Genomic DNA, 24,652 nt, shown 5'->3' on the forward strand with positions numbered 1-24,652 from the left:
ATCACGTTCACGGCCCGCTACGGCTTCTCTTCCTCGGCGGCCTCGGTGAAGAGGGCACCCTGCGCCGCTCCCGAGCCCGACCTCCCGCCGCCCGCTCCGCGCAGGATGAACGCGATACCGACGGCGGCCGCCGCGCCGACCAGCGGCCCGGCGACATACACCCAGTAGTCGCTGAAATTTCCGCCGGCGAGATCCGGCCCGAACGTTCGTGCCGGATTCATCGATGTGCCGGAGATGGGGCTGCCCCACAGGCCTGCCAGGGCAATGTACGCGCCGACCCCGAACGCCCCAAACAGCCCGACGTTCTGGGCCCCGGAGGCGGTTCCCAGGATGACGCTGACCAGCACCATCGTCAGCAGTGCCTCCATCAGGAACGCGGCGCCGGCCGTATAGCCCGCCGCCGGATAGTTTGAACCGTAAGTGGCGGAGACCCCGATCACGCCCTGCAGCAGCAGACAGGCGAGCGTCGCTCCGATGAGCTGAACAACGATGTAGCCCGGAACGCGGCGCCACGGGAAGTCACCGCGGAGCGCGAACGCAATGCTGACCGCAGGGTTCAGATGCGCGCCGGAGATCTTGCCCATGAACAAGATGATGCCCATGACCATCAGGCCCGGGGCCACCACTGCCGCCGTGCGGCTGATGACACCGGGGAACGCCTGGCCCATCATGCCGCCGCCGGCCGCGACGATCACGAGCAGGAACGTGCCGTACAACTCAGAGAACAGGCGCCGCCATTCCTGGCGCGGATCATTGAAGTCCTCAATCCGCTGCAGGACGCTTTGCTCCACTGTTCCGAGCACGTTGGGGATGGCGTGGTGATGCGCGTGGTCCCGGCCAGCGCCCTCTTTGTCCTGATTTGCCGCCATGGCTCTCCGCCTCCGCAGGTTCTGGCCATGTGGTCTGCCGTGCCCAGCCTCGGTCTGCCACCTCAGAAGGCCAATGTACCGCTGCCGGCGACGGTTGTCAGCGCTGCGCGGGTGGCTCGCTGCCCATTGGTGGCTGGCTTGGGCACAGTACGGCAATTTCGTAAGGACATCCGCGGGTCAAAGTCCTAGCATTCAGCCATGAGGCAAGAAACCTGGCAGAAGTATTCCGAGTGGCCCCTCGTCGGTGCGGCCTTTGTCTTTCTGGCGGCCTACTCCGTCCTGGTCATTGTGGAACCGCCGCAGCCCTACGCCGACCTCCTCGGGATCGTCGTGGGGTCAACGTGGGTCGCCTTCGGCGTCGACTACATTGTGAAGTTGCTCCTGGCGCCCCAGCGGGGCCGGTGGTTCGTCCGCCATCCGTTGGACCTGCTTATGGTGGTGCTTCCGGTAGCGCGGCCATTGCGGCTCCTGCGTCCGTTCACCTTGCGCCGCGTCATGGAACGGGCCCCGGGCACCGCCATCAGGACCCGCGTCCTGGCCTACGTCATTGTCTCCGCGATCCTCCTGCTCTACACAGTCGCCTTGAGCGTCTTCAATTTCGAAAAGGGCGCGCCGAACGCGAACATCACCTCGATGGGCGACTCGTTGTGGTGGGCGATTGTCACCATCACAACGATTGGTTATGGCGATTATTACCCCGTCACCGTTCCTGGCCGGTGGGCTGCGGCCACCCTGATGGTCGGCGGGTTTGCAGTCCTGAGCATGGTCACCGCGGTGGTGTCCTCCTGGCTCGTTGAAAGTGTGACCGCAGCAACCACACTGCGTAAGAGAACGGGCGACGGCATTGGCAGCGAGGAACGCGCCCGCCTCGTGGCCCAGATCAACCGGCTCCATGACCAGCTGGCCCAGGGACCGGGCGAATCCGGCGGCGGCCCGGATGCTGGAGGGACACCCAAGGAACCACGCCGGGGGCAATGACGCTGCCAACTCTCTGCTTGGACTTTCCTGACGCCATGGCCGCAACCGGCCGGAGCGGGTACAACTAGTTCATGACCACCTCTGCCTTGGTGCTCGGCCCCATGATGCGGTACGTGGATGAGACGTCGGCGAGTGTCTGGGTGGAGACCCGAGCCGCTGCCCGGGTTTCCATCCGCGCCGGCGGCCGGGACTGGGAGGCCCGCACGTTTGCAGTTCACGGCCACCACTACGCGCTGGTGGAATTGGACGGGCTGGAGCCGGGCACGGTTACGCCGTACGCCCTCGATGTCAACGGAACGCAGGTCTGGCCCGACCCTTCGTCGGGGTTTCCGCCGTCCATGATCGCTACCCTGGCCACCGGCAAGCCGCTGCGGATGGCGTACGGCTCGTGCAGGACCAGCGTCCCGCACGATGCATCCGGCAACCGGACCCACGGCGTCGACTCACTGCGCGCCTACGCGCTGAAGATGGCCACCGGCACGGACCTGCCGTGGCCGGATCTGTTGGCCTTCCTTGGGGACCAGGTGTACGCCGACTTGACCAGCGAGCAGATGCAGGAGTTCATCCGCTCCCGGCGCGACATCAAGGCACCCCCCGGCGAAGAGCTCAAGGACTACGAGGAGTACGCCCACCTGTACTTCCTGGCCTGGTCAGACCCCGCGAACCGGTGGTTGTTGTCCACCCTGCCCAGCGCCATGATCTTCGATGACCACGACATTCGCGACGACTGGAATACCTCGCTGAGCTGGAAGCAGAAGATGGAGGCGACCTCGTGGTGGCATGGGCGGATCGTCGCGGGGCTGGCCTCGTACTGGGTCTACCAGCATCTGGGGAACCTGTCACCGCAGGAGCGGGCGGAGGATGCCGTTTGGCAGCGGATCACCGGGCACACAGGCGAGGATGAGGTCGATGTGGGCGCCGAGCTGGACAGTTTCGCGGAGCGGGCTGATCGGGACCCGAAATCCTATCGGTGGAGCTACTGCCGCGACTTCGGCGACTCCCGGCTGATCGTGGTTGACTCCCGCGCAGCCCGGGACCTGACGCCGGACGACCGGGCGCTGGTTGATGCGGTGGAAATGGCCTGGCTGGATGACCGGATGCAAGGCGGCTTCCGCCACCTGCTCGTGGCGACGTCCCTGCCTTTCCTGTTGCCGATGGGCTTGCACTACGTCGAGTCGTGGAATGAGGCGGTCTCTGAAGGTGCGTGGGGAAAACGTGCCGCCTGGGCCGGCGAGAAGCTGCGCCAGGCGCTGGACCTTGAACACTGGGGCGCATTCCAAAACAGCTTCCGGGAACTGGCGGCCATGGCCACCGAGGTCGCCGACGGCAGTCGCGGCCCGGCGCCGGAAACAATCACCTTCCTCTCCGGGGACGTCCACTACTCCTACGTTGCGGAGGTGGACCGTGCCTCGGGCAGCCGGATCCTGCAGGCCGTCTGCTCCCCCATCCGCAACCCGTTGCCCCGCCTGATGAGGTCCTTCGCGGCCATCATGTCCTACGGCCTGGCCACGCCGGTGGGCGCCTTGGTCGCGCGATCGGCCAAGGTGCCGGACCCGCCGTTCCACTGGTCCGGCATGCGGGGACCCTGGTTCCAAAACAACGTGGCCTACCTGGAGGCGGTACCGGAAGGGCTGAAATTGTGGTGGCAGACCGGGGTGGTGGACGACGGCGACCACCTGCATCCGAGGCTGGAACGCGTCGCTACCCTCACGGTGTCTCCGCGGAGCACGCAGGACCCCGTCAAGGGACAGCAGGAAAACGCAGGCTCCAGACGTTCTACCGAAGCTCGCGCTCAGGGGCTGCCACGTTCTCGATGGCGACCGTTTCGATGATTCTGGTGGATGGCTCACCGACCAGCGCCGGCGCCGTCACACCCGTTTTCCACGTATCGTTCTGCAGCCGGCCCAGGAAGTCCACCGCCGCCGCCTGCGTATCGAAGTCCATCTCCAGCATCACGTAATCCTGCTGGTCAAGCGGGCGCGAGATCCGGAATGACCGCACGCCCGACGCGGCGCGGCCCAGCGGATCGCTGTCAAAAGCCCTCCGCCACATGTCAAAATCCCGGACCTGGTGTTCGATCTGCAGGGTAATCACTGAGGCGCTCCTGTCGACGGTTCTACACGCCCACTGTAGGCCCGGAAGGCCCCGCCAAGTAAGGAGCGAGGCCGAAGTGTTATTCCGGCCGGCGTCTTATGCCGGCTGGGTTCCGGTGTTGGTGCTGGTCGGGGCGTTGGCCTGATCGGCCTGGTGGCGTTGCCGGCGGCTCGCCAGCAGGAACGGCACCGCGATCAACTCGATCACGCCGCCGATCGCCAGCGACGCCGCGTAGCCGTACATATCTGCCGCCCGGCCGAGCAGCGGCTGGACCACCACGCCACCGCTTGAGCCCATGAGTGAATCGAAGCTGAGCACTGTGGCGCGCTGCTTCGAGGCGATCATGTCGTTCAGGTACGCCTGCCGCACCGGGATGCCGGCCGAGGACACCACTGCCCAGAGTGCCAACAGCACCAGAGCCACCCAGAACACGTGGGTGAACCCGAGCACCACCAGGATCACCATGTCCACGATGCTGCTCAGGATCAACACGGTGGTGCGCCGGCGGACAAGGCGCCGGACGCGGGGAGCCATCCAGCCGCCGAGCACCTGCGCCGCGGCCACGATGGCCGCCGCCAGGCCCGCGACGGAATACGCGTGGGAGTCCCCATAGAGCTCGAGCAGGTACGGCTGCAGGGCGTAAAACACATAGATCCCGACGCCGAAGGTGAACGGCGCGGCCAGCATCACGTAACGTACGGGCGGATTCTTCAATCCGTTCTCAATCGAGGCGGCAAGTACGGCCCGGGTCGCCTGGAGGGGATGGGTCGAACGTTCGGGGGTGAACCCGACGTCGCGCATGAGCCCAAAGGCCACCGCAAACATGGCCAGCAGCACGCCCACGCGCATCAGGAACGGCACGCCCAGATTGGTGGCCTGCGCGATCACGCCGCCGGCCACGGAGCCGGCGAGCATCGCGACCCCGGAGACCATCTGGCCGCGTCCAAGCACTGCTTCCATCCCGCCCTCAAACCCCGAGAAGCGCAGTGCATCGACGAGCCAGGCCTCCACCGCTCCGGAGAAAAAGGTGAAGCCGAGGCCGAGCAGGACCGACACTACCGCCCACCACCCGAACGGGGCGGAGAACTGCCAGAGCAGGTAGTAGAAGTAGGTCGAGACGGCGAGGGTCACGGTTCCGAGCAGGAACGAGACGCGCCGGCCCCAGCCGTCCGCAACCACCCCGGTGGGCACCTCGAACAACACCATGCCGGCTGTGAAGAAGGCATTCGCGGCAAACGCCTCGAAGTTGCTGAGCCCGGCGTCGAGCAGGAAGAGGGTGTTGATCCCCCAGATGAACGAAGCCGCAAGGGTATTGCCCAGCGTCAACGTGAGATAGATGCGCTGAATCTTTCGGGCGGCGGCGTTCATCGTATCGCCGTCCCCGCCGGGGCGAGGAGGGAGCACGAGGCCATTCTCGTCTCCGTTGCCGGCGCGCGCCAGTGCACATCAGGCGAGGGGCATGACGCGAAACGATCGAGCCGAAGGTGCCCGGCCGGCTCAGCTGCCCTGGTTGGTGTAGAACGACCGCCGGCGGGCGTATTCATGGACCCGGTCCAGGGTGGCGATCTGCTCGCGTGCCGTGGTGGCCAGTCCGTCGAACCTGGCACCGTCCAGTCCCAGATCGCCGGAGAGGTCCTGCAGCGTCTGCCACAGCCCCAGTTTTCCCATCACCGCCGACCGCATGACCTCGGACTCCAGCACCAGCGTCATCGGCGAGCGGCTCACCACCCGCCCGTTGAGCTTGAGTCGGCCGGCACGCTCCGCGACCCACGCCGCCACCCGCCGCGGAGTTCGCCGTGGCAGGCCAAAATCGCCCACGAGTCCGCGCAGGTACTCCCGCTCCTCCCTGATCTGGGTGGCAAGCGCTGCAAGTTCGGCGTGGAAGGGAGTGTCCGTGAAGTCGCGCGCCATGCGCTCTATGCGGCCCTGCCCCGCTGTGGCTCCCGCGAGGTGGTCCGAGAGGTAGAGCCCGAACAATTTCTTATCGATTATTCCGGAAATCTGCGGTGCCATGAATGCTCCACTCTGATCGAAGGGTTGCTTCGGGAAACATCACCCTACCGGAGGTCATGGCAGGCCCAGAAGTTCTATTGGGGCGCCGAATCGTCGTGCGCCGGCCGCATTGACCCGGCGTCGGGATCCATCGCCACGAGCCCGGCGTCGTCCGTCACCTCTGTTAGTTCCTGCGCCACGTCAGGCTTGAGCCAGGACGCCACCACGCTGACCCCGCCTCCGTCGTCGCGGTCGATCACGATGTCGATCTCGGAGGCGGCCGCCCCCATGCGCGACAGCTGCTCGCGATATGACGCGACGAGCATCTCCAGGCTTTCCTCGGTCCACTCCCCCGGCCGCATCCTCGTTGAGATTTCGACCGGTTCAGGCTGATACAGCGTCATGACAGTCCTTCCCGTGGGGTTCGATCAGGGTGAGCACGACCCCATTCTCGCCCCCTGCGCCGGTGTGCGCCAGAGCAGGAGCGGGGCGCGGACCCGGACCCCGGGCCCCATCTGGTGTCGCGTCTCTCGCAGTCCTCTCGGGTTATTGCGGCCGACTACGCATTCGGAACGTCCACAGCGCCGCGGTTCGGTCGCGGCGCTGATGCCTATTTCCCGAGGCGGAAGACGTCGGCTCTGATCGCGTGGCGTCCGGTCTTGCGTTTGCCCGCCGGCGTCCCGTACAGCACCAAGGCGGACCTGCCGTCGTCGAGAACGGTGATCCCTTCGGCATGGTCCTCGTCCTCACCGAACGGTGCGTCGAATTCGCAATGCAGGTCGTCTTTCGCCAGGACGGCCTCGGCCTGGGAGGTCAGCGCGCCCCGCCAGCGAAACACGGCCGCGCGCCCGTCGAGTTCCATGGTGGGGCCGGCCAGGACGAGCAGGTCCTCGCCGTGACGGCACAGATCCCGCACGCCCAAACCCTGCAGGCGAAGGAAGTGCTTGCGGTAGCGACGGTTCCCGGGACCGATCGGCTGCGGTTCCAGGCCGGGCCCGTCACCAACCTGGAGCTCGATGATCATCGCCCACCCACGCAGCACCGGCCCGCGCAAACCGATGAAGACCCGGTCGCCCGCCACGGCGAGGCCCTCGCAGTCAATGCCGTTGTCCTTGCCCGGGATCGGGCGGCCGGTCTTCGATGAGTGGATGAAGTCTCCAAGGTGTGGGTCATCGGCCAGGAGATCGACCAGGTCGGTGCCCCGGCCGAGGCCCAGCACGGCGGGGCGCTGCTGCTGACCCGTCGGGCTGGCGCCCGGATCGAGGAGGGGCTTAGTCGAAAGGCGCGCCAACACCCGGCGGCGCTGGCTGACCTCCACTGTCGCCAGGGATCTCTGCGCCTCTGCGGGCGTGGCGTTGTTCTTGACCTGTCGGCGGGCTGAGCTGTGCGATCCAACCAGCCACAGCGTGTCGTTCTCGACATCGAGGCCTTCGATGTCCATCTCACCGCTGTCCCCGGGCAGCTCAAGGATGTGGGTGAGATCGAAGCTGCGGTGGGTGCGGGCCTGGCCGCCGGCCTCCAGGGTGAGCCGCTCGAGGCTGGTCGTCTCGTCATTGGCGACCCACAGGTGGGAACCCTGCCGGGCGACCGCGGACAACCCGTCGCGGAGGTCATCCTTCGGATCCAGGGTGCTGAGCTGGTCGAGTACGAGGGTGATTTCGCCGGAGGGCTCGTCCGGCCGCGGCCATCCGCTCACCGCGGATCACCCATTCCCATCAGCGGTGATCGGCAGCTTTTCCCGCGCTCTCCGTTCCCGCAGCCAGGGGATGAGGCCACCCGCCAGGAGCATGTCCACCTGGCGGCTGGAGAGACTGTGCCGCACATTGTAGACCTCGCCGCGGGTCTGGTTCTGCACGAGGATCTCCTTGCCTGTGACGAGGGCGTCGTGTATCCCTGTCAGCGCGAGCACATCGCCCTGCTCGATGCGGTCGTGATCGGCCGCATTTGTGAACTCGAGTGCGAGGACGCCGAAATTGGCCAGGTTCTGCCAGTGGATCCGCGCGAACGAGACGGCCACCACCGCGCGCAGCCCGAGGAAGCGCGGGGTGATAGCTGCGTGTTCGCGTGAGGATCCCTGGCCGTAGTTCGTGCCGCCGACCAGGATGTGCCCTGTCGAGTCGCGGGTTCCTGCGGCGCGGGCGGCGTAGGTGGGGTCGAGCTGGTCGAAGGTGAATTCGGCGAGTTTGGGGATGTTGCTGCGGTAGGGCAGGACGCGGGCACCGGCGGGCAGAATCTCGTCCGTCGACACGTCGTTGCCCACCACCAGGGCCACTGGTGCCTCGATGCGGTCCGCGAGGGGACCAAAGACCGGAAGCGAGGAGATGTTTTCGCCCTTGACCAGCGCCACGCTGGCGGCTTCCTCCGGCGCCAACGGTTCCTCCAACATGGCCACGTTCACGCTCGACACCTCGGGAAGCTTGATCTCGGGGTACTCAAGGTCGAAGAGTTCCGTTAGGTCCCGAGGGTCGGTGATAGTCCCGGTGAGTGCGGCAGCCGCGGCCGTTTCCGGTGAGCACAGGTAGACCGAGTCCTCCTTCGTGCCCGAACGGCCGGGAAAGTTGCGGGGCATGGTGCGCAGGCTGTTGCTTCCGTTCGCCGGGGCCTGTCCCATCCCGATGCAGCCCATGCATCCGGTCTGATGCAGCCGGGCTCCGGCGCTGATCAGATCAAACGTGGCCCCCATCTTGGTGAGGTCCTGCAGGATTTGCCGGGAACTAGGGTTGACGTCGAAAGAGAGTCCGGGATGGCACTGCCGCCCCTTCGTGATGGCGGCGACGATGGCGAAGTCGCGCAGGCCCGGGTTTGCTGAGGACCCAATCACGACCTGCGCCACCGGCCTGCCTGCGGCTTCCCGCACCGGAACGACGTTGCCGGGCGAGCTGGGCAGGGCGATGAGCGGCTCGATCGTGGCCAGGTCGATCTCTTCGGTCACGTCGTAGGTGGCATCGGAATCGGCGAGGAGTTCGGTGAAGTCGCCCTCGCGCTGTTCGGAGCGCAGGAAGGCCCGGACCTGGTCGTCGGCCGGGAAGACCGTGCTCGTCGCACCGAGTTCGGCGCCCATATTGGCAATCACGTGCCGGTCCATCGCGCTCAGCGTGGCGAGGCCGGGACCGTAGTACTCGATGATCCGGTCCTTGCCGCCCTTCACGCCGTGCCGGCGAAGCATTTCGAGAATGACGTCCTTGGCGCTGGTCCACGGTGGCAGTTTGCCGGTAAGCCGTACGCCCCAGATCTCCGGCATCTTCAGGTAGAGCGGCTCGCCTGCGATTGCCAGGGCTACCTCGGTGCCGCCGACCCCGATTGCCAGCATCCCCAGTGACCCTGCGGCCGGGGTATGGCTGTCGGAGCCGACCATGGTTTTGCCCGGACGACCAAACCGCTGCATGTGGGTCGGATGGGACACCCCGTTTCCGGCCTTCGAGAACCACAGGCCAAACCGGCGGCAGGCCGAGCGGAGAAAATCATGGTCCTCAGCGTTCCTGCTGTCAGCCTGCAACAGGTTGTGGTCCACGTACTGCACGGAGACCTCAGTTTGTGCCCGGTCGAGCCCAATGGCCTCCAGTTCAAGCATGACCATTGTCCCGGTCGCGTCCTGGGTGAGGGTCTGATCGATATGCAGGCCGATCTCACGGCCGGGAATCATCTCCCCGGCCACCAGATGGGATGCGATGAGCTTTTGGGCCACGTTGTAGGCCACGGTGGGCTTCCTTACTCGATGGCGAGGCCGGACGCCTCCGTCGGCAACGAACCGGCCACCGGGCACTCCCCTTTATCCCCAAATTAGCCCACTCCGGGCGCCGCGAACAGTGCGGATTTGGCGCTCATCGCAGCGCTGCCGGCCCCGGGACGCTCTTGGTGTTCCACGAGCTGAGGAAGGTCAGTGCCGCAGCCAGTCCCGCACTCAGCACAACGGCTCCCAGCCACATCGACACGGGCCATTGAATCGATGACGCCAGGGCGATGCCAGCCAGTTGGCCCGTCCAGATGAGTGCCGCGAGCACGGCGGTGACCGCCGGCAACCTGCGCCTCAGCCCCGGCCCCGGCCGGCGGGCGAGCAGCGCATCCGCCACTGCCGCGATTATCGTGGCACCGGCCGCACCGGCGACCGCTGGCGGCCGCAGCCCCGACATGGCCAGCGGCAGCCACGCCACCACGGCGACCAGGATGGTGGCGATGCCGAAAGGCGGCCTTCGGGCTCCGGAAAAGGTGTAGAGGAAGGGGGCGATAATCAGCGCTGTGGTCACCAAATAGCTGGCCAGTCCGAGGGCCGGGGGCAACTCCGCCTGGGTGTGCCCGGGGCTGCCGATTGGCGTCTGCAGATATGGGACGGCCGGCGGGGTCCGGACGAACGCCGAACAGTAGATGAGGAAGAAGGCTCCCAAGCCGGTCATCAGGGCGAGAGACAACAGTGCAGGCGGCGTCCATTTGAAGGCCTCTGAGCCGCTGGCGGCCCGTGCACTACGGATCGCGGTGCCGAGGATAAGGAAAAGACTGAACCCCAGCAGCAAGTGTGTGGGGCTCACCAGCGCATCGAGGGAGACTTCGATGCCCAGGATCTCGTGCCAGGCCAGGTCCAGAACGCCTGCGACGGCGAACAGGACCAATCCGACGACTGTTCCCTGGTAGCCGGCCGGTACCGACCGGGTCAATGGCCGTCCGGGCTGACGGTTCCTCCAGATCAGGCTTGCCGTCCACGCGGCGGTGGCCACCAGGCCCGAATAAAGTGCCGCGTGCCAGGGGGTGAAGAAGGTTTCCAGCCCGGGAACGTGCAGGTGGGCCCAGCCGTCAAGGAAGACGGCCAGGAGGAGCCAGATGCCCAGCAGTTCCGTCACAAGATCGTTCCGCGCCCCTGCCCGAAGAGTCTGTGCTGCCGTGTCAACCATCGCCACTCTCCTCGCACTCGCCGTGCCATCCCCTTGGCCATGCCGTCCTGGGAGGCCGGGACGCCCACCGCATCCGGCCCCGCGTCGAATGGTTAAAGCTTGGACCTGCCGGTCTCCGCCCGCCAGTGCTGGATTCCCTCAGCTTTCTTTGGTTTTGCCGGCGGTTTTTGCCGACGGGGTGGTGACGTTTTCGCGCGGCCCCCCACGGGCCAACGCCTTAGAAGCGCTGACAGGCGCGCGGGGCCTGTGCCGACGTCGATCCCCGGGGGGGGTCATTCGACGACGGCGGTTTGCTTCCTTTACATGGGCGCGGCATGTACAGCCCGGGCAGCAGCTCCGGGTGAGCCGGGACGAAGAGCGCGAAAACGATCAGTGAGACACCAGTGATCCGGCTGAAGGCGGGCCCGTACTTCCACGTCTTCTCCAGGAAGATCACTACCGTGAGCACCGCCATCCACGCCAGGTTCATCACGCCGACGGCAATCAGCACCACCATGAGCCCCCAAGGACGCCGAATCCGATCCATGTCAGAAGGTAGCCGCCTACCAGGGCCGTTGTCCGGATGGCCCTGACCCGGCTGCTGCGTACGGCGCGGATGGATCTGAGGTACGTCGAAGTCAGGGGCGCCAGCGCCGGCAGCATCATGGCTGCCATCATCGGCGTCCACACCGCCAGGAAACCCCAGAGACTCAGCCCCATGGTTCCCGGGCCCGTGGACATGTCGGAAAGGCCTACGTAAGTCAGATACCAGGCCAGCGCGGCGCACCCGATCAACGCCAACTCTCCGGCATGGTGGCCGGCTGTCAGGCGGCTCCTGCCCGGCACTTAGGCGGACCAGGCGAAGGGGCCGAGAAGGAGTTCTTCCCGGTGTTATCCCAGGTCATCCCGAACACGTCGACGCGAGCGGTGCTGGACGTGTCGGCTGCCCGGGTGTCGGCTGGGAATCCGACCCCGCTGATTTTCACTCCTCGCCCTGTGGAATCAAATGGATTCATGAAGTCCTCGACCACCATGTCGACGAAGACTGCACCGAGTGCCTCGACTTGCTCAGCTGAGGCGGCGGCGTCCATCAGAAGACCGACTTTCCAGCCCCCGACACTCATTAGGGCGGGAGTATCGGCGACGACGCAGACTGTCAGACCGCCGACGTCGACACCGTTCACGTCGCCGGTTTCCACGTGGAAGGCCAGGGCCACGTTGCAACGGTCATTGTCCGCCGGTGCGGTCTGCCCTGATGCCGTACACGGGCAGACCATGTCGCAGTTGCAGTTCTCAAAATAGGTACCTTCCAGATGCCACGGCATTTAGGGCTCCTTTCGAAGAGGCCCCCCAAAAATAAAGGCTCCTCGAGGCCCTGAACAGTGTCAACGCCGCGCGGACACCCATTCCCAGGGCGACTATTACGTCTGCCCGGCGGTGTAACGCCGCTGCTAACTGGCCGGCGTCACGACGTCCTCCAGCATTGACCTGTCGAAGAATCTGACCTCACCCGTCGCCTGGAAAAATACTGGAACGACTGAGGTGCTCGGGTCCTTCGAGGTTTCGTAGATCTCGGGCGCGCCCCCGTGCTTGCGCGCGATGGTTCCAACCAGGTCAGTGCCGCGAACCCGGACGGTTCGATATTTGTAGCTCATTTGGACCCTTTCGTCTGCCGACCCCTTCGTCTGCCAAGGCAAACCCTACTCCTGGGAGGCGCTCCGGCAACGGATCCTGGCGTCGCTGACCACAATCCACCGGATGCTTGCCGGTTGGCGGACGACGGCGCCCCGCACACACAAGCAGCCAGGCCGCTGCCCGCGTGCCAGAATCCTCACATGAGCAAGGAACGCAATGAACTGAAGAGCATCGGATACGAAATCTTCATCGGTATCCTTTCCATCCTGTCGATCGTCAATCTCGTACTCTTGTATGCCGCGCAGGACGAGTCGCTCGACACCGTACTGAGGGCGATGAACGCCCTGTTCAGCATGATCTTCGTCGCCGACTTCCTCTTCCGGATTTTCACCGCGCCATCGGCGGGCGCCTATTTCTTCAAGCACTTCGGCTGGGCCGACCTGTTGGCCAGCGTGCCCTTGGCGCAGTTCAAGATCCTGCGCGTCTTCCGGCTTGCCCGGGTGTACCGCCTGCTCCGCGATGTCGGCATCCACACGGTCGGCCGCGCACTGCTCAAAGATCGGGCCGGCAGCTCCCTGTACATCCTGCTGATCATGGGCATTTTCGTGCTGGAATTCGGGAGCCTTGCGGTTCTCAGCGTCGAGCAGAACGCGCCGGGGGCCAATATCACGTCGGCCTCGGACTCCCTCTGGTACACGATCGTCACGATCTCGACAGTCGGATACGGTGACCAATATCCGGTCACCGATGCGGGCCGCATGATCGGGACAGGCATCATCGTCGTCGGTGTCGGCATCTTCGGCACGTTCACCGGCTACCTGGCCAACTTCTTCCTCTCCCCTAAGAAGAAGGATTCCGTACCGCCCGTCACAGCGGCTGACACGAGTCCCGCAACGGTCGAAAGGCTCCGCCTGAGCCTGGAGGAGTCCGAGGCAAAGCTCGCCGAGATCAGAAAGCTCCTTGCCGGGCCAACCCCGTGAACGTTTGTCCCACATCCGGTGCCATCAGGCCTGGCGCCGCTGTTGAAGCATCGCTCAGTCCGACGGAGGCGTGAACTGGCTGGCGGTGAACTCCGCTCCCTGGGGGTCGCGGATCAGTGCCGTGCGCGTCCACTCGGTGTCGTGTTGGCGAAGGACTTGGGCGCCGAGTCGCTTCGCATCAGCCACCGTCTGGTCCCGGTCGGCGACAGTGAACGAGACGTGCCAGCGCGGCAGTTTGTCGGGGGCGGTGGCCGCGACCCAGGCGATCGCATCCTCGAAGCCAGGTGGGGCGGCCAGCCCTGACTGCCTCGCCCTGATGCCAGGATCGACTGTCGCCTCCAGATGATCACCGTAGCCGGGCCGGCGGATCATCATCGCGAAGCCGAGGTCGTCGACCTGCCAGCCGAACGCGTCCTCGTAGAACTTGATGGCCGCCCCGGGGTTGGGCGTGTGGAGATCGCTGAAATTCCAGGTCCCCGGCTGATTGGCCACCTGTGCCCCTAAGCGCCGCTTGGCCTGCCAGACACGGATCTCGGCGCCCTCCGGATCGGTCAGCGCCGCACCGCGTCCGCCCTCGCCCGCATCGGCAGGAGCTGATCGCACCGTAGCGCCGGCAGCGACCAGCCGCTGCACTGCGGTATCGGCGTTCTCGACGGATACGTAGGTATTCCACGCCGCGGCACCCCGGGTGCCCGCCATCCCGGCGACGTCTTGGCCATTGAGCTTGGCTATCAAGTATCGGCCCGGCGCGCCCGCCGGCCCGGCGTCCTCGAACGTCCAGCCAAAGAGGCCGGCATAGAATGCGGCCGCCGCCTCGACGTCGGGCTGCTCGGTGTCGATCCAACACGGTACGCCCTGAGGGTAGGTTCGCTGGGTCATGTCCTGCTCCCGTCCATGGACATAGCCTAGCGAGCAGAGGCCCGGCCGGGCGCCCGACTTCTCTATTAAGTAGTCTTACTATGCACGCTTCCAGCAGAGACGAGGAGGTTGAAGTGGCCGGACATTTGGAATTGGTGGACTCCCTGGCGAGTGGTGGCGGCGTTCTGATCGTGGACGCCGAGGAGTCTTTGACGGGTCCTTCGGACCCCAGGCCGGAAAAATCCGTGATGGGCCGAGCCCTCGCCTGGTCAGGCGCATGCGGCCGCCCTCAACTGAAGGTGGGGTAGCAATGATGCCTGGTTCAAAACCCGGAAAGAAGCGCGGCGTCCTTTTCGACGTCGATGGGACCTTGATTGACTCCAGCTATTTCCACGCCCTTGCCTGGTGGCAGGCGTTCCGGCGGGAGGGCCTGGACATCCAGATCTCCGCCATCCACCGCTGCGTCGGCATGGGCGGCGACAAGCTCATTGAACACTTGGTTCCCGGGTGCACCAAGGACATGCAGGAAGACCTCAAGTCCGCGCACGGCGCCGTGTTCTCCACATTTTGGCCTTCCCTGCGGCCCTTCGACTCTGCCCGGGACCTCCTGGCCGCGTGCTCCGGCGCCGGGCTGGCCGTGGGCTTGGCATCATCAGCGCAGGAGCGCGACCTGGACGTCACCCGGCGCCTCCTGGACGCCGGCACGTCCATCGATGCGTGGACCAGTTCCAACGACGCCGAGGAGAGCAAGCCCGCTCCCGACATTCTCCTGGCGTGCCTGGACAAGCTTGGACTCAGCCCGGCGGACGTCGTGTTTGTTGGCGACGCCGTCTGGGACGTGTTGGCCGCCGCGGCAATCGGAGTTCCGGCCATTGCCCTGACTTGCGGCGGAATCAGCGAAGCCGAACTGCGGGAGGCCGGTGCCGCCGAGGTCTACGACAATCCGCGGCACTTGTTGGAGAACCTTGAAAGCAGCGCTATTGGAAAACTAAGCGCCTAACGGCGGCACGCCGTCCGTCGCCTGAACCGCCACCCGACAGGGCAGCACTGACTGGAATTCTCAGTCCGTGCTGCCCTGTCGGGTGTCCTGCCTGACCTGCTCTGGGCCGTGCTGTCAGTTCGCCTCGGCGCCGACTGCCGCTGCGGCTCCTGCTTCGACCGCCGGGCCGGCGAGCCGGAGCCAGGTGTCCACCACGGTGTCGGGGTTCAAGGAGACTGAATCGATGCCTTCCCCGACCAGCCACTCGGCGAAGTCCGTGTGGTCGCTGGGACCCTGGCCGCAGATGCCGACATACTTGCCGCGCGCCTTGCAGGCCGCGATGGCCATGCTCAGGAGCTTTTTGACGGCCGGATCGCGTTCATCGAAGCCGCCCGAGACAATTGCAGAGTCCCGGTCCAGGCCCAGGGCCAGCTGGGTCATGTCGTTCGAGCCGATGGAGAACCCGTCGAAGTAGTCCAGGAACTCGTCGGCGAGCAGTGCGTTGGACGGGATCTCACACATCATGATCACCTCGAGGCCGTTCTCGCCGCGGGTGAGGCCGTTCTCCGCCAGCAGTTCAATGACGCCGCGGGCCTCGTCCAAGGTCCGCACGAACGGGATCATCAGCTTGACGTTGGTCAGCCCCATCTCGTTGCGGACGAAGGACAGGGCCTCGCACTCAAGGTCGAAGCAGTCCCGGAAGGACGGCTCCAGGTACCGTGAGGCGCCGCGGAAGCCGATCATCGGGTTTTCTTCGTGCGGCTCGTAGGCGGGGCCGCCGATCAAGTTGGCGTACTCGTTGGACTTGAAGTCGGACATGCGCACAATCACGGGTTCCGGTGCGAAGGCCGCCGCGATGGTGGACACGCCCTCGGCCAGGCGCTTGATGTAGTAGTCCCGCGGGCTCTCGTACGCGGCGATCCGCTCACGGATTTCCGCGGCGACATCCGCCGGCTGCTCGTCCAGGTTCAGCAGTGCCTTGGGGTGGATGCCGATCTGGCGGTTGATGATGAATTCAAGCCGGGCCAGGCCCACTCCGTGGTTGGGCAGTTGCGCGAACGTGAACGCCTGCTCCGGGGTCCCGACATTCATCATGACCTTGACGGGAGCCTCGGGCAGCTGGGTGATCTCGGTTTCCTCGACGCTGAAGTCCAGGAGCCCTTCGCAGATCACGCCGGTCTCACCGTCGGCGCAGGACACGGTCACGTCGAGGCCGTCGGAGAGGGCATCGGTGGCGTCCCCGGTTCCGACGACGGCGGGAATCCCCAGCTCCCGGGCAATGATGGCCGCGTGGCACGTGCGCCCGCCGCGGTTGGTCACGATGGCGGAGGCACGCTTCATGATCGGTTCCCAGTCCGGGTCGGTCATGTCGGCGACCAGGACGTCGCCGGTCTTGAAGGCCGCCATCTGGTCGATCGCGGTGAGGATGCGGACGCTGCCGGCGCCGATGCGCTGGCCGATCGCGCGGCCCTCGACCAGCACCCGGCCGGTCCCGTTGAGCCGGAAACGGCTCAGGCTGCCGGAAGCCCGGCGGGACTGCACGGTCTCCGGGCGCGCCTGCAGGATGTACAGGCCGCCGTCGATCCCGTCCTTGCCCCATTCGATGTCCATGGGGCGGCCGTAATGGTTCTCGATGGCGACGGCGTGCCGGGCGAGCTGCTCGACGTCGTCGTCAGTGAGGCTGAACTGGTTCCGCAAGGACGCCTCGACCGGCACGAAGTCGATGGTGCGGCCGATTTCGCGGCTGCTCGTGTAGGTCATCTGCAGGGCCTTCTCGCCCAGTCCGCGCTTGAGGATGGCGGGCCGGCCGGCCTGCAGCGCCGGCTTGTAGACGTAGAACTCGTCGGGGTTGACGGCGCCCTGGACTACGGCCTCGCCGAGGCCGTAGGAGGACGTCACGAACACGGCGTCCTGGAACCCGGACTCTGTGTCCATGGTGAACATGACGCCGGAGGCGCCGACGTCGGAGCGCACCATGCGCTGGATGCCGGCCGAGAGGGCCACCTCGGCGTGCTCGAACTTGTGGTGCACCCGGTAGGCGATCGCCCGGTCGTTGTAGAGGGACGCGAACACGTCCTTGATGGCGAGCAGGATGTTCTCGATGCCGCGGACGTTCAGGAAGGTTTCCTGCTGTCCGGCAAAGGAGGCATCGGGGAGGTCTTCCGCGGTGGCGCTGGACCGGACGGCCCAGGACAGGTCCTCAGCGCCGCCGTGCTTGTCCACCAACTGCTGGTAAGAGGCGCGGATTTGCGCTTCGAAGTCCGACAGGAAGGGCGTCTCGCGCATGAGGGCCCGGATCTCCTGCCCGGCGGCTGCCAGGGCGGTGACGTCATCGGTGTCCAGGCCGACCAGCCGGTCGGCGATCTTCTGGTCCAGGCCCGACTCCGCCAGGAAGTTGCGGTAGGCATCCGCGGTGGTGGCGAAGCCGTCGGGGACCTGGACGCCGGCGGAGGTCAGGTTCTGCACCATCTCACCGAGGGAGGCGTTCTTTCCGCCCACCCGGTCCAGGTCCTTGAGTCCGAGTTCTGAGAACCACAGGATGTCTGTCGTCATAGTTACTGCTCCTTTGCAGATGATGGCATGCAAGTGCGGCGCCCGGCTTGCGGCGATGGCCGGTTGATGGGCGCAAGTCCTGTCCACAGTGACAGGTCTCCGGCACACTTGCCACATGACGTGCGCCACACTCAGTTTGTGAAACTTTTCCCTAATGCTTGAGGTTCATCCGCTGCAGGATGGTGGCCGCCATCTCCTCTACGGACACCGTGGCCGAATTCAGGTAGGGAATCCTATGGGAGATATACAACTGCTCGGCGCTGCGCAGCTCGAAGCCGCACTGCCGCAACGACGCGTAGGGTGAGCCGCGGCGCCGTTCGGTGCGGATCTGGCTCAGGCGCAGGGGGTTGGAAGAGAGCCCGAAACACTTCTCAACGAAAGGCCGCAGCGGCTTGGGGAGCCCTTCCCGTTCAAAATCTTCGTCCACGAGCGGGAAGTTCGCGGCAAAGATGCCGTGCTGCAGCGCCAAGTACATGGTGGTGGGCGTCTTTCCACATCGGGACGGCGCCACCAGGATGACCTGGGCCTTTTCCAGCGCCCGCAGGCTTTGGCCGTCGTCGTGCTCCATGGCGTATTCGACGGCGGCCATCCGGGATTGATACCGCTCCGCATTGCCCAGGCCGTGGGCCCTGCCGGGTTCGCCGCTGGCCGGGGAACCGAGGGCCCGCTCCAACTGTCCGACATGGGTCCCGATGAGATCCACGATGATTCCCTGGCACGTCGCCAGGACCTGGCGGATATCGCTGCTTACCGCGGTGGAAAAGACGATCGGCTGCAGGCCTGTGGCGGCCAGTTTGTCGATAGTGCCGACCACCGTCCGGGCCTGTTCGACCGTGGTGATGAAGGGGACCGTGATGCGGTCAAAGTGGTTCGCGGGGAACTGCGTCAGCAAGGTGTTGCCGAGCGTTTCCGCGGTGATGCCGGTGCTGTCCGAAAGGAAATAGACAGGCCGTAGATCGTCTTTGGTCATGAACGCATTCTCCCCCACGCCGGGACCGGTCCGGTATCGGGCAGCCGGCGGGTCCCTACCCGGCCTCCGGTCCCGGACGTAGACTGCTCGCTTAGAACGCCACCAGCTATCCGGGAGATCGACATGAACTATGCAGGGACCGGCAACGAGAAGGCCGTCGCGGCAAGTGACCTTAATCGGACACATGTCGGACTGACCGTGAGCTTCCAGCCGGACGAATTTACCGTGGTCTTCGGCCGGATTGGTGCCATTGCGCGCAAGGAGGGTGGTGTGACCATCGCGCTGGCAGGGGTGGACGGTACGGCTGGCCTGGCGTCCCATTACAGCCTGCCTCCCGCCCAACAGGTCTACGTACAGCCGGACATGCTCACCAATACGGAGACGACCATCAAGGATCTGTTCGGCAAGGTGCAGGAGAATCTGCGGAGCCACAAGGGAGACCAGCGGCCGGACACCGTGTAGGGCTTACTGATCCGGACACGGCCATCTGCTACGTGTTGAGGTCCCAGTGGACCCGGATTGCCTCGGCAACCGGTCCGGCAGTGATATCGATCCGGAAAGCAACGGGCGCGGTCCCAGTCTCTTCGATGACCGCGTCATGGTAAACGCGGCCGCAGGAAGAGCACAGGGTGTAGAGATCCTCGTCCTCGGGCCACGCAGCCAGCCCCGCGGGCACGGGAACGTTTCCGCCGATGTGAACGGGCATGCCCTGTGAGTTGGCCTGGATCAATCCCTCGTTGCTGACGGTATTACCGCAAACGCAGGTGATGGTGGTGACGTCATGATCGATGACCTCGGCAAATTCGGTATCCATGATGAGCTCCCCTCAGGTTCCGCAGAACGTCCGGTACGGGCCAAAGCTTTCCGGGGCGGCAGCGGCGTAGCGCTCGAGCCCGGACCGCTCGTCGAAAGGCGCGGCGACTGCGTCCAACAACCGTGCCAGCGGATCCAGGTTTCCGCCGGTAGCGGCCGTCAGGGCCTCCTCCACCAGGTGGTTCCGCGGGATGTAGACGGGGTTGACCCTGTCCATGGCGTCAGCATCCGGCGCCAAGGCACGCCAGCGCCCTAGCCAGGCATCGAAACCTGCCGTGTCCGGAACCTGGTGCCGCGCATCGTCGGCCTGGCCGCGGGCGGCTTTGCCGAGGTGCCGGAAAAACGATGTGTAGTCCGTCCGTGACTCCTGCATCAAGGCCACAAGTTCGTCCACGAGAGGCGAGGTCACGTCGTCGTCGAGCCCGTCACGGAACCCCAGCTTGGCCTTCATGCCTGCCGACCAGGCTTCACTGTACTGCCGGCGGAACTCGCCGAGGGCCTCCACCGCGAGCCCCACCGCCTGCTCCTCGTCATCGTGGAGCAGGGGCAGAAGCGACTCCGCGAGCCGGGCAAGGTTCCACTCCGCCACCACCGGCTGATTGCGGTAGGCGTACCGCCCGCTCTCGTCGATCGAACTGTAGACGGCGGCCGGATCGAAGCCGTCCATGAAGGCACACGGCCCGTAGTCGATCGTTTCACCCGAGATCGTCATGTTGTCGGTGTTCATGACCCCGTGAACGAACCCGACGAGCATCCACTTGGCCACCAGTGAAGCCTGGGCGGAGATGACGCCTTGGAAGAGTGCGAGATAAGGGTTCGCGGCCTCCGCGGCGGCACGGTGGTGACGGGTCAGGGCGTAATCGGCGAGCCGGCGAAGAAGGCCGATGTCGCCCGTGGACCGGGCATACTGGAAGCTGCCCACCCGCAGGTGGCTGCTGGCAACCCGGGTCAGAATGGCGCCGGGCAGGAGCGTCTCGCGCTGCACCGAACGTCCCGTCCCGACGACGGCGAGGGAACGGGTCGTTGGGATGTGCAGCGCGTGCATCGCCTCGCTCACGATGTATTCGCGCAGCATAGGACCAACCACTGCCTGGCCGTCCCCGTTGCGCGCAAACGGCGTGCGTCCTGATCCCTTGAGGTGGATGTCGCGGAGCTGGCCGTCGGCGTGCCCGATCTCGCCCAGCAGGAGTGCGCGCCCGTCGCCGAGACGGGGCGCGTACCAGCCAAACTGGTGGCCGGCGTAGGCCTGCGCCACCGGACTGGCCTGGGCAGGGACGGCGTTCCCGGTCAGAAGGCGCAGACCCTCAGGACTCCGGAGAAAGGCCGGATCGAGACCCAGCTCGGTGGCGAGGAGCTCATTGAGCACCAGAAGGTGGGGCTCGGGGGCCTCCTCCGCGCGCCAGGGAATGGCCATCTCCTGGAACTCCCGGGCGAAGCGGCCCTCAAATGTGACGGTTGCATGCGCTGTGCCACTCATCTTTCAAGGATACCGGCGGCACCGTCAGCAATGCTGCTGGACCCGGCAGGGCCGATTCGGGCCGGTGCCATGACGCGGCACGGAGCTGGTGGGAGGATGGGCGCATGGAACTGCACATCACAGGCGACCCCGCCGCCGACCAACTGCTCAGCAATGACGCGTTCGCACTCCTCGTTGGCATGCTGCTTGACCAGCAGGTGACCATGGAGTCTGCGTTTGCCGGCCCCGAAAAGATCCGGACGCGCATCGGGTCGATGGCCCCGGCCGCAATCGCCGAATATGACCCGGCAGGCTTCGTGGAGATCTTCAAGGAGCGTCCATCCATCCACCGCTTCCCCAGCTCCATGGCCACCCGCGTCCAGGACCTCGCCGCGACCGTAGAGCGCGATTGGAATGGGGACGCAACTGCCATCTGGAACCAGGACGACCCGGACGGCCAGGAAGTGCTGCGCAGGTTGAAGGGCTTGCCCGGCTTCGGTGAGCAAAAGGCAAAGATCTTCCTTGCATTGCTCGGCAAGCAGTGCGGCCTGAAGGCGCAAGGCTGGCGTGAGGCTGCCGGCCCCTATGGCGAGGAGAGCGCATTTCTTTCGGTCGCCGACATCGTGGACCCCGAGTCGCTGAAGAGAGTGCGCGCCAGCAAGCAGGCAGCCAAGGCCGCCATCAAAGCCGCGAAGGCGTCCGAGCGCTGATTCGGAGGGCCGGATCAAAGGCTTCCAATGGATTCGCCGGGGAACACGATTCCGAGCTGGTTCCTGATGGCGTCGGCGACGGCCATGGTCCGGATGGATTCGGCGAGCGGCCGCTGTGGAACCTCCAGCTGCCCTGCCGCAATGGCACGGGCGACGGCGGCAGCCTCGTAGTGCAGGCCCTCATAGTGCGCTCCGGCCGGCTCCTCATAGACCAGCTGGGTGCCGTCCGGGAAGCGGACACTGAAGTTGCCTGGCATGTTGAAGGGGCCGTCAATTGTCAGTGAAGCCTCGGTGCCCACAATCGTGGCCGACGTCGGCGTGAAGTTGTGCAGCTGGGTGTTCATCATGGCCTGGCGTCCGCCGGCAAAGGACATGACGGCCGAAAGCTGGGCATTGACTCCTGATACATGCGGTTCACCGAGCGCCAGGAGGCGGTCCGGTTCGCCCAGGACGGACGTGATGAGTGAGAGCGGATAGGTGCCCAGGTCCAGCAGTGGCCCGCCCGCCAGCGCCGCGTCGAAGATCCGGTGGCTGGGGTTAAAGTGCTCACCGTATTCGGCGAAGACCGTAGTGAGGTCCCCGAGCATTCCGGAGTCGAGCACTTGTCGGATGACATCGAACTTGGGCAGGAAAAATGTCCACATGGCTTCGGCGGCGAACAGGCCGGCGTCGGCGGCCCGGCTGGCGATGCCGGCCGCCTGCGCGCGGTTGATGCCGATCGGCTTTTCGACCAGAACGTGTTTGCCGGCGTCGAGCGCCATGAGGGCGGCCTCGTAGTGGAAGTTGTGCGGCGTGGCCACGTAGACGATCTCCACGTCGGCGGCCGCCAGCTCCTCATAGCTGCCGAAGGCAGCGGGGATGCCGTGCCGTCCGGCAAAGGCTTCGGAACGGTCCAGCGAGCGGGATCCGATCGCGGCAATCACCTGCGAGGTGTGCGCCTGGACGGATTCCGTAAAGCGCTCCGCAATCCAGCCGGGACCCATAATCCCCCAGCGGAGCGGGGGTGCGGCTCGGGTATCCGGGACCCGGGACACCGGGAGTGAGGAGACCCCGGTCATCTGCGGGCCGCCCTGGTGCTGACATCGATTCGCATGAGAGTCACTGCCCTTTTCCTAGGTTTGTCCTGACATAGTAACAAACAGGTTTCGCTCGGGAAAAGCCCCGAAGAAAGCATGGATTGGCCCCTGGCCATCCGCATCCGGGGCGCCGTGAATACTTTGAGCGCATGTCAATACAAACTATTGACGATGCCGTTAGAGCGCTCTAACGTTGATGGTGCGTGATCGAGCACACTCCCGGGAACGCTCCCAATTCAAAGTCCGCCGTTCAGGTCGGCCGAATCGAGGAAGTCAACAATGTCGTTGCACACAGCAAGCTCGCCCGCATCGGGCTCGAAACACCGCGGGTATCTCGCCCGTCTCACTGTCATCTCCACACTCGGCGGACTCCTGTTCGGCTACGACACCGGAGTGATCTCCGGTGCGTTGCTCTACATGCAGGACTCCCTGAGCATGAGCCCGGTCGAAGAGGCCACGGTCGTCAGCGCACTGCTCTTTCCCGGCGCCGCGGTGGGCGCGCTGAGCGGCGGCAAGCTCGCCGACAAGCTCGGGCGGCGCGGCACGCTGCTCGTCTGCGCCCTGCTCTTTCTCGTCGGCGCGATAGGCTGCGCCATCGCACCGACGGTTGGGTTCATGGTCGTGGCCCGCGTCATCCTCGGTCTTGGCGTCGGCGCCGCCGCCGTAACGTGCCCCCTGTACCTGGCAGAAATGGCGCCCGCACATCTGCGCGGGCGCATGGTCACCATCAACGAACTGATGATCGTCACCGGCCAGATGCTTGCTTTTGCCATCAACGCACTCCTCGACGCCGTCATCCACGACTCCGAGGTCTGGCGCATCATGCTTGGGGTTGCGTCCATCCCCGCCATCGCACTGCTGATCGGCATGCTTGCCCTGCCCGAATCACCGCGCTGGTTCGCGATCCGCGACAGGCTCGACGAGAGCCGGCGCATCCTCAACTTCAGCCGCAGCCCGGAGGAAGCCGACTTCGAGTACAAGGAAATCGTCGAGTCCGCGAACACTGCCCGGAATGAGCGCTCCAGTGCCTGGCGCGACCTGAAGAACAATCCCTGGATGCGCCGGCTCCTCTGGGTGGGCATCGGGCTCGCCGTGGCCCAGCAGGCGACGGGCATCAATACCGTGAACTATTACGCCCCCACGATCCTCGAGCGCAGCGGCCTCGGTGTGAGCGCCTCGCTCGTGGCCACCATCGCCGTCGGCGTGACGTCGGTGCTGATGACCGTCCTGGGCATCTGGCTGCTGGGCTTTGTCGGGCGCCGCCGCATGCTGGTCATTGGCTTCTCCGGGGTCGTGGCCTCGCAGGCACTCCTCGCCGTCGTCTTCACGCTCCCCCAGTCGGACCTCGTCAGTTACACCATTCTGGCGGCGATGATGCTGTTCGTGGCCTTCGTGCAGTGCTTCATCGGCACCTGCGTGTGGCTATTGCTCTCCGAGATCTTCCCGCTGGCCATCCGCGGCTTCGCGATGGGCATTGCGGTGTTCGCGCTCTGGACCGTGAACGCGGCAATCTCCTTCCTGTTCCCGATCCTCGTCGTCGCCCTGGGCTCAACGGGGACGTTCACCGTGTTCGTGCTGGTGAACATTGTTTCCCTGATTTTTGTGGCGAAGTTCGTGCCGGAGACGAAGGGGCAATCCTTGGAAGAACTGGAGGTGCACTTCCGCACCGGAGGCATCCCAATCATCGCGCCTCCCGCGGCACCTGGCGAGAAGGCGGTATCCCTCTGAGAATCGAACGTCCGCAGCCGTAGCCGCCGGTATTTCCCCACGGGACAGGCATGCGGCCGGCGTCAGGCAGCAGCGGAACCGGTGCGCGTGCCCATGGGG

The 24,652-nt window shown here is 65.5% G+C and carries 25 protein-coding genes; 7 read left to right on the forward strand and 18 right to left on the reverse strand.

The window, feature by feature from the left end:
• Window positions 1-17: 17 nt before the first annotated feature.
• On the reverse strand, window positions 18-869 hold the full coding sequence (locus C560_RS0100765; RefSeq protein ID WP_026536744.1) for an MIP/aquaporin family protein: 852 nt from the start codon (window positions 867-869) through the stop codon (window positions 18-20).
• 198 nt (window positions 870-1,067) lie between these two features.
• On the opposite strand from C560_RS0100765, the gene C560_RS0100770 reads away from it, so the two are divergent.
• Window positions 1,068-1,847: a potassium channel family protein gene (locus C560_RS0100770; protein ID WP_026536745.1), complete on the forward strand. Its 780-nt coding sequence runs from the start codon at window positions 1,068-1,070 to the stop codon at window positions 1,845-1,847.
• Window positions 1,848-1,918: 71 nt separating this feature from the next.
• On the forward strand, window positions 1,919-3,679 hold the full coding sequence (locus tag C560_RS0100775) for an alkaline phosphatase D family protein (RefSeq protein WP_026536746.1): 1,761 nt from the start codon (window positions 1,919-1,921) through the stop codon (window positions 3,677-3,679).
• Here the strand turns inward: C560_RS0100775 and C560_RS0100780 are convergent.
• From C560_RS0100780 to C560_RS0100830, 11 genes are all read right to left on the reverse strand, one after another.
• Window positions 3,624-3,941: a hypothetical protein gene (locus tag C560_RS0100780; RefSeq protein ID WP_026536747.1), complete on the reverse strand. Its 318-nt coding sequence runs from the start codon at window positions 3,939-3,941 to the stop codon at window positions 3,624-3,626. The two genes, C560_RS0100775 and C560_RS0100780, sit on opposite strands and share 56 nt — an antisense overlap.
• A 96-nt stretch (window positions 3,942-4,037) precedes the next feature.
• Window positions 4,038-5,309, reverse strand: a complete 1,272-nt coding sequence (locus C560_RS0100785; RefSeq protein WP_026536748.1) for an MFS transporter — start codon at window positions 5,307-5,309, stop codon at window positions 4,038-4,040.
• A 129-nt stretch (window positions 5,310-5,438) separates the two neighbouring features.
• The gene (locus tag C560_RS0100790; RefSeq protein WP_026536749.1) at window positions 5,439-5,954 is read right to left on the reverse strand and encodes a hypothetical protein; all 516 of its coding nucleotides are present in this window, start codon (window positions 5,952-5,954) and stop codon (window positions 5,439-5,441) included.
• A gap of 74 nt (window positions 5,955-6,028) precedes the next feature.
• Window positions 6,029-6,337 carry a hypothetical protein gene (locus C560_RS20865; RefSeq protein WP_051532923.1) on the reverse strand — a complete coding sequence of 103 codons (309 nt, stop codon included), beginning with the start codon at window positions 6,335-6,337 and terminating at the stop codon, window positions 6,029-6,031.
• A 206-nt stretch (window positions 6,338-6,543) separates the two neighbouring features.
• Entirely contained in the window at window positions 6,544-7,629 is a 1,086-nt protein-coding gene (locus C560_RS0100800; RefSeq protein WP_051532924.1) for a DUF3616 domain-containing protein, read from the reverse strand.
• A gap of 6 nt (window positions 7,630-7,635) precedes the next feature.
• Window positions 7,636-9,630 carry an aconitate hydratase gene (locus tag C560_RS0100805; RefSeq protein ID WP_026536751.1) on the reverse strand — a complete coding sequence of 665 codons (1,995 nt, stop codon included), beginning with the start codon at window positions 9,628-9,630 and terminating at the stop codon, window positions 7,636-7,638.
• A gap of 124 nt (window positions 9,631-9,754) precedes the next feature.
• Window positions 9,755-10,816, reverse strand: a complete 1,062-nt coding sequence (locus C560_RS0100810; protein WP_043422229.1) for a hypothetical protein — start codon at window positions 10,814-10,816, stop codon at window positions 9,755-9,757.
• A 217-nt stretch (window positions 10,817-11,033) separates the two neighbouring features.
• The gene (locus tag C560_RS23180) at window positions 11,034-11,312 is read right to left on the reverse strand and encodes a copper chaperone (RefSeq protein ID WP_026536753.1); all 279 of its coding nucleotides are present in this window, start codon (window positions 11,310-11,312) and stop codon (window positions 11,034-11,036) included.
• Window positions 11,300-11,536 carry a copper chaperone gene (locus C560_RS23185; protein ID WP_155855696.1) on the reverse strand — a complete coding sequence of 79 codons (237 nt, stop codon included), beginning with the start codon at window positions 11,534-11,536 and terminating at the stop codon, window positions 11,300-11,302. Before C560_RS23185 ends, C560_RS23180 begins: the two co-directional genes overlap by 13 nt.
• Window positions 11,537-11,619: 83 nt before the next feature.
• A complete protein-coding gene (locus C560_RS20870) occupies window positions 11,620-12,120 on the reverse strand; it encodes a DUF1326 domain-containing protein (RefSeq protein ID WP_231494215.1) in 501 nt (166 codons plus the stop codon).
• A gap of 126 nt (window positions 12,121-12,246) precedes the next feature.
• Window positions 12,247-12,450, reverse strand: coding sequence for a hypothetical protein (locus C560_RS0100830; protein WP_043435465.1), 204 nt, complete (start codon window positions 12,448-12,450; stop codon window positions 12,247-12,249).
• A gap of 180 nt (window positions 12,451-12,630) precedes the next feature.
• Here C560_RS0100830 and C560_RS0100835 point away from each other — a divergent pair, with 180 nt between their 5' ends.
• Window positions 12,631-13,410 carry an ion transporter gene (locus C560_RS0100835; protein WP_026536755.1) on the forward strand — a complete coding sequence of 260 codons (780 nt, stop codon included), beginning with the start codon at window positions 12,631-12,633 and terminating at the stop codon, window positions 13,408-13,410.
• Window positions 13,411-13,464: 54 nt separating this feature from the next.
• Here C560_RS0100835 and C560_RS0100840 read toward each other — a convergent pair whose 3' ends face one another.
• Complete coding sequence (locus tag C560_RS0100840) at window positions 13,465-14,289, reverse strand: VOC family protein (RefSeq protein ID WP_026536756.1); 825 nt, start codon at window positions 14,287-14,289, stop codon at window positions 13,465-13,467.
• Between the two features lie 289 nt (window positions 14,290-14,578).
• Here C560_RS0100840 and C560_RS0100845 point away from each other — a divergent pair, with 289 nt between their 5' ends.
• Entirely contained in the window at window positions 14,579-15,268 is a 690-nt protein-coding gene (locus C560_RS0100845; protein WP_026536757.1) for an HAD family hydrolase, read from the forward strand.
• 114 nt (window positions 15,269-15,382) lie between these two features.
• On the opposite strand, the gene ppsA is transcribed toward C560_RS0100845, so the two are convergent.
• Window positions 15,383-17,800 carry a phosphoenolpyruvate synthase gene (ppsA, locus tag C560_RS0100850; protein ID WP_026536758.1) on the reverse strand — a complete coding sequence of 806 codons (2,418 nt, stop codon included), beginning with the start codon at window positions 17,798-17,800 and terminating at the stop codon, window positions 15,383-15,385.
• 151 nt (window positions 17,801-17,951) lie between these two features.
• Window positions 17,952-18,770, reverse strand: coding sequence for a pyruvate, water dikinase regulatory protein (locus C560_RS0100855; protein WP_026536759.1), 819 nt, complete (start codon window positions 18,768-18,770; stop codon window positions 17,952-17,954).
• A gap of 123 nt (window positions 18,771-18,893) precedes the next feature.
• Here C560_RS0100855 and C560_RS0100860 point away from each other — a divergent pair, with 123 nt between their 5' ends.
• Complete coding sequence (locus C560_RS0100860) at window positions 18,894-19,232, forward strand: hypothetical protein (protein ID WP_026536760.1); 339 nt, start codon at window positions 18,894-18,896, stop codon at window positions 19,230-19,232.
• Between the two features lie 28 nt (window positions 19,233-19,260).
• Here C560_RS0100860 and C560_RS0100865 read toward each other — a convergent pair whose 3' ends face one another.
• On the reverse strand, window positions 19,261-19,584 hold the full coding sequence (locus C560_RS0100865; RefSeq protein WP_026536761.1) for a hypothetical protein: 324 nt from the start codon (window positions 19,582-19,584) through the stop codon (window positions 19,261-19,263).
• 12 nt (window positions 19,585-19,596) lie between these two features.
• A complete protein-coding gene (locus C560_RS0100870; protein ID WP_026536762.1) occupies window positions 19,597-21,060 on the reverse strand; it encodes a protein adenylyltransferase SelO in 1,464 nt (487 codons plus the stop codon).
• Window positions 21,061-21,164: 104 nt separating this feature from the next.
• On the opposite strand from C560_RS0100870, the gene C560_RS0100875 reads away from it, so the two are divergent.
• Window positions 21,165-21,749: an HhH-GPD-type base excision DNA repair protein gene (locus C560_RS0100875; RefSeq protein WP_026536763.1), complete on the forward strand. Its 585-nt coding sequence runs from the start codon at window positions 21,165-21,167 to the stop codon at window positions 21,747-21,749.
• Window positions 21,750-21,763: 14 nt separating this feature from the next.
• Here the strand turns inward: C560_RS0100875 and C560_RS0100880 are convergent, their stop codons facing one another.
• Entirely contained in the window at window positions 21,764-22,807 is a 1,044-nt protein-coding gene (locus C560_RS0100880) for a Gfo/Idh/MocA family protein (protein ID WP_026536764.1), read from the reverse strand.
• 297 nt (window positions 22,808-23,104) lie between these two features.
• On the opposite strand from C560_RS0100880, the gene C560_RS0100885 reads away from it, so the two are divergent.
• Complete coding sequence (locus C560_RS0100885; RefSeq protein ID WP_026536765.1) at window positions 23,105-24,553, forward strand: sugar porter family MFS transporter; 1,449 nt, start codon at window positions 23,105-23,107, stop codon at window positions 24,551-24,553.
• Window positions 24,554-24,652: the final 99 nt, after the last annotated feature.

It is taken from the genome of Arthrobacter sp. 9MFCol3.1 (genome assembly GCF_000620385.1).
Lineage (GTDB): Bacteria > Actinomycetota > Actinomycetes > Actinomycetales > Micrococcaceae > Arthrobacter.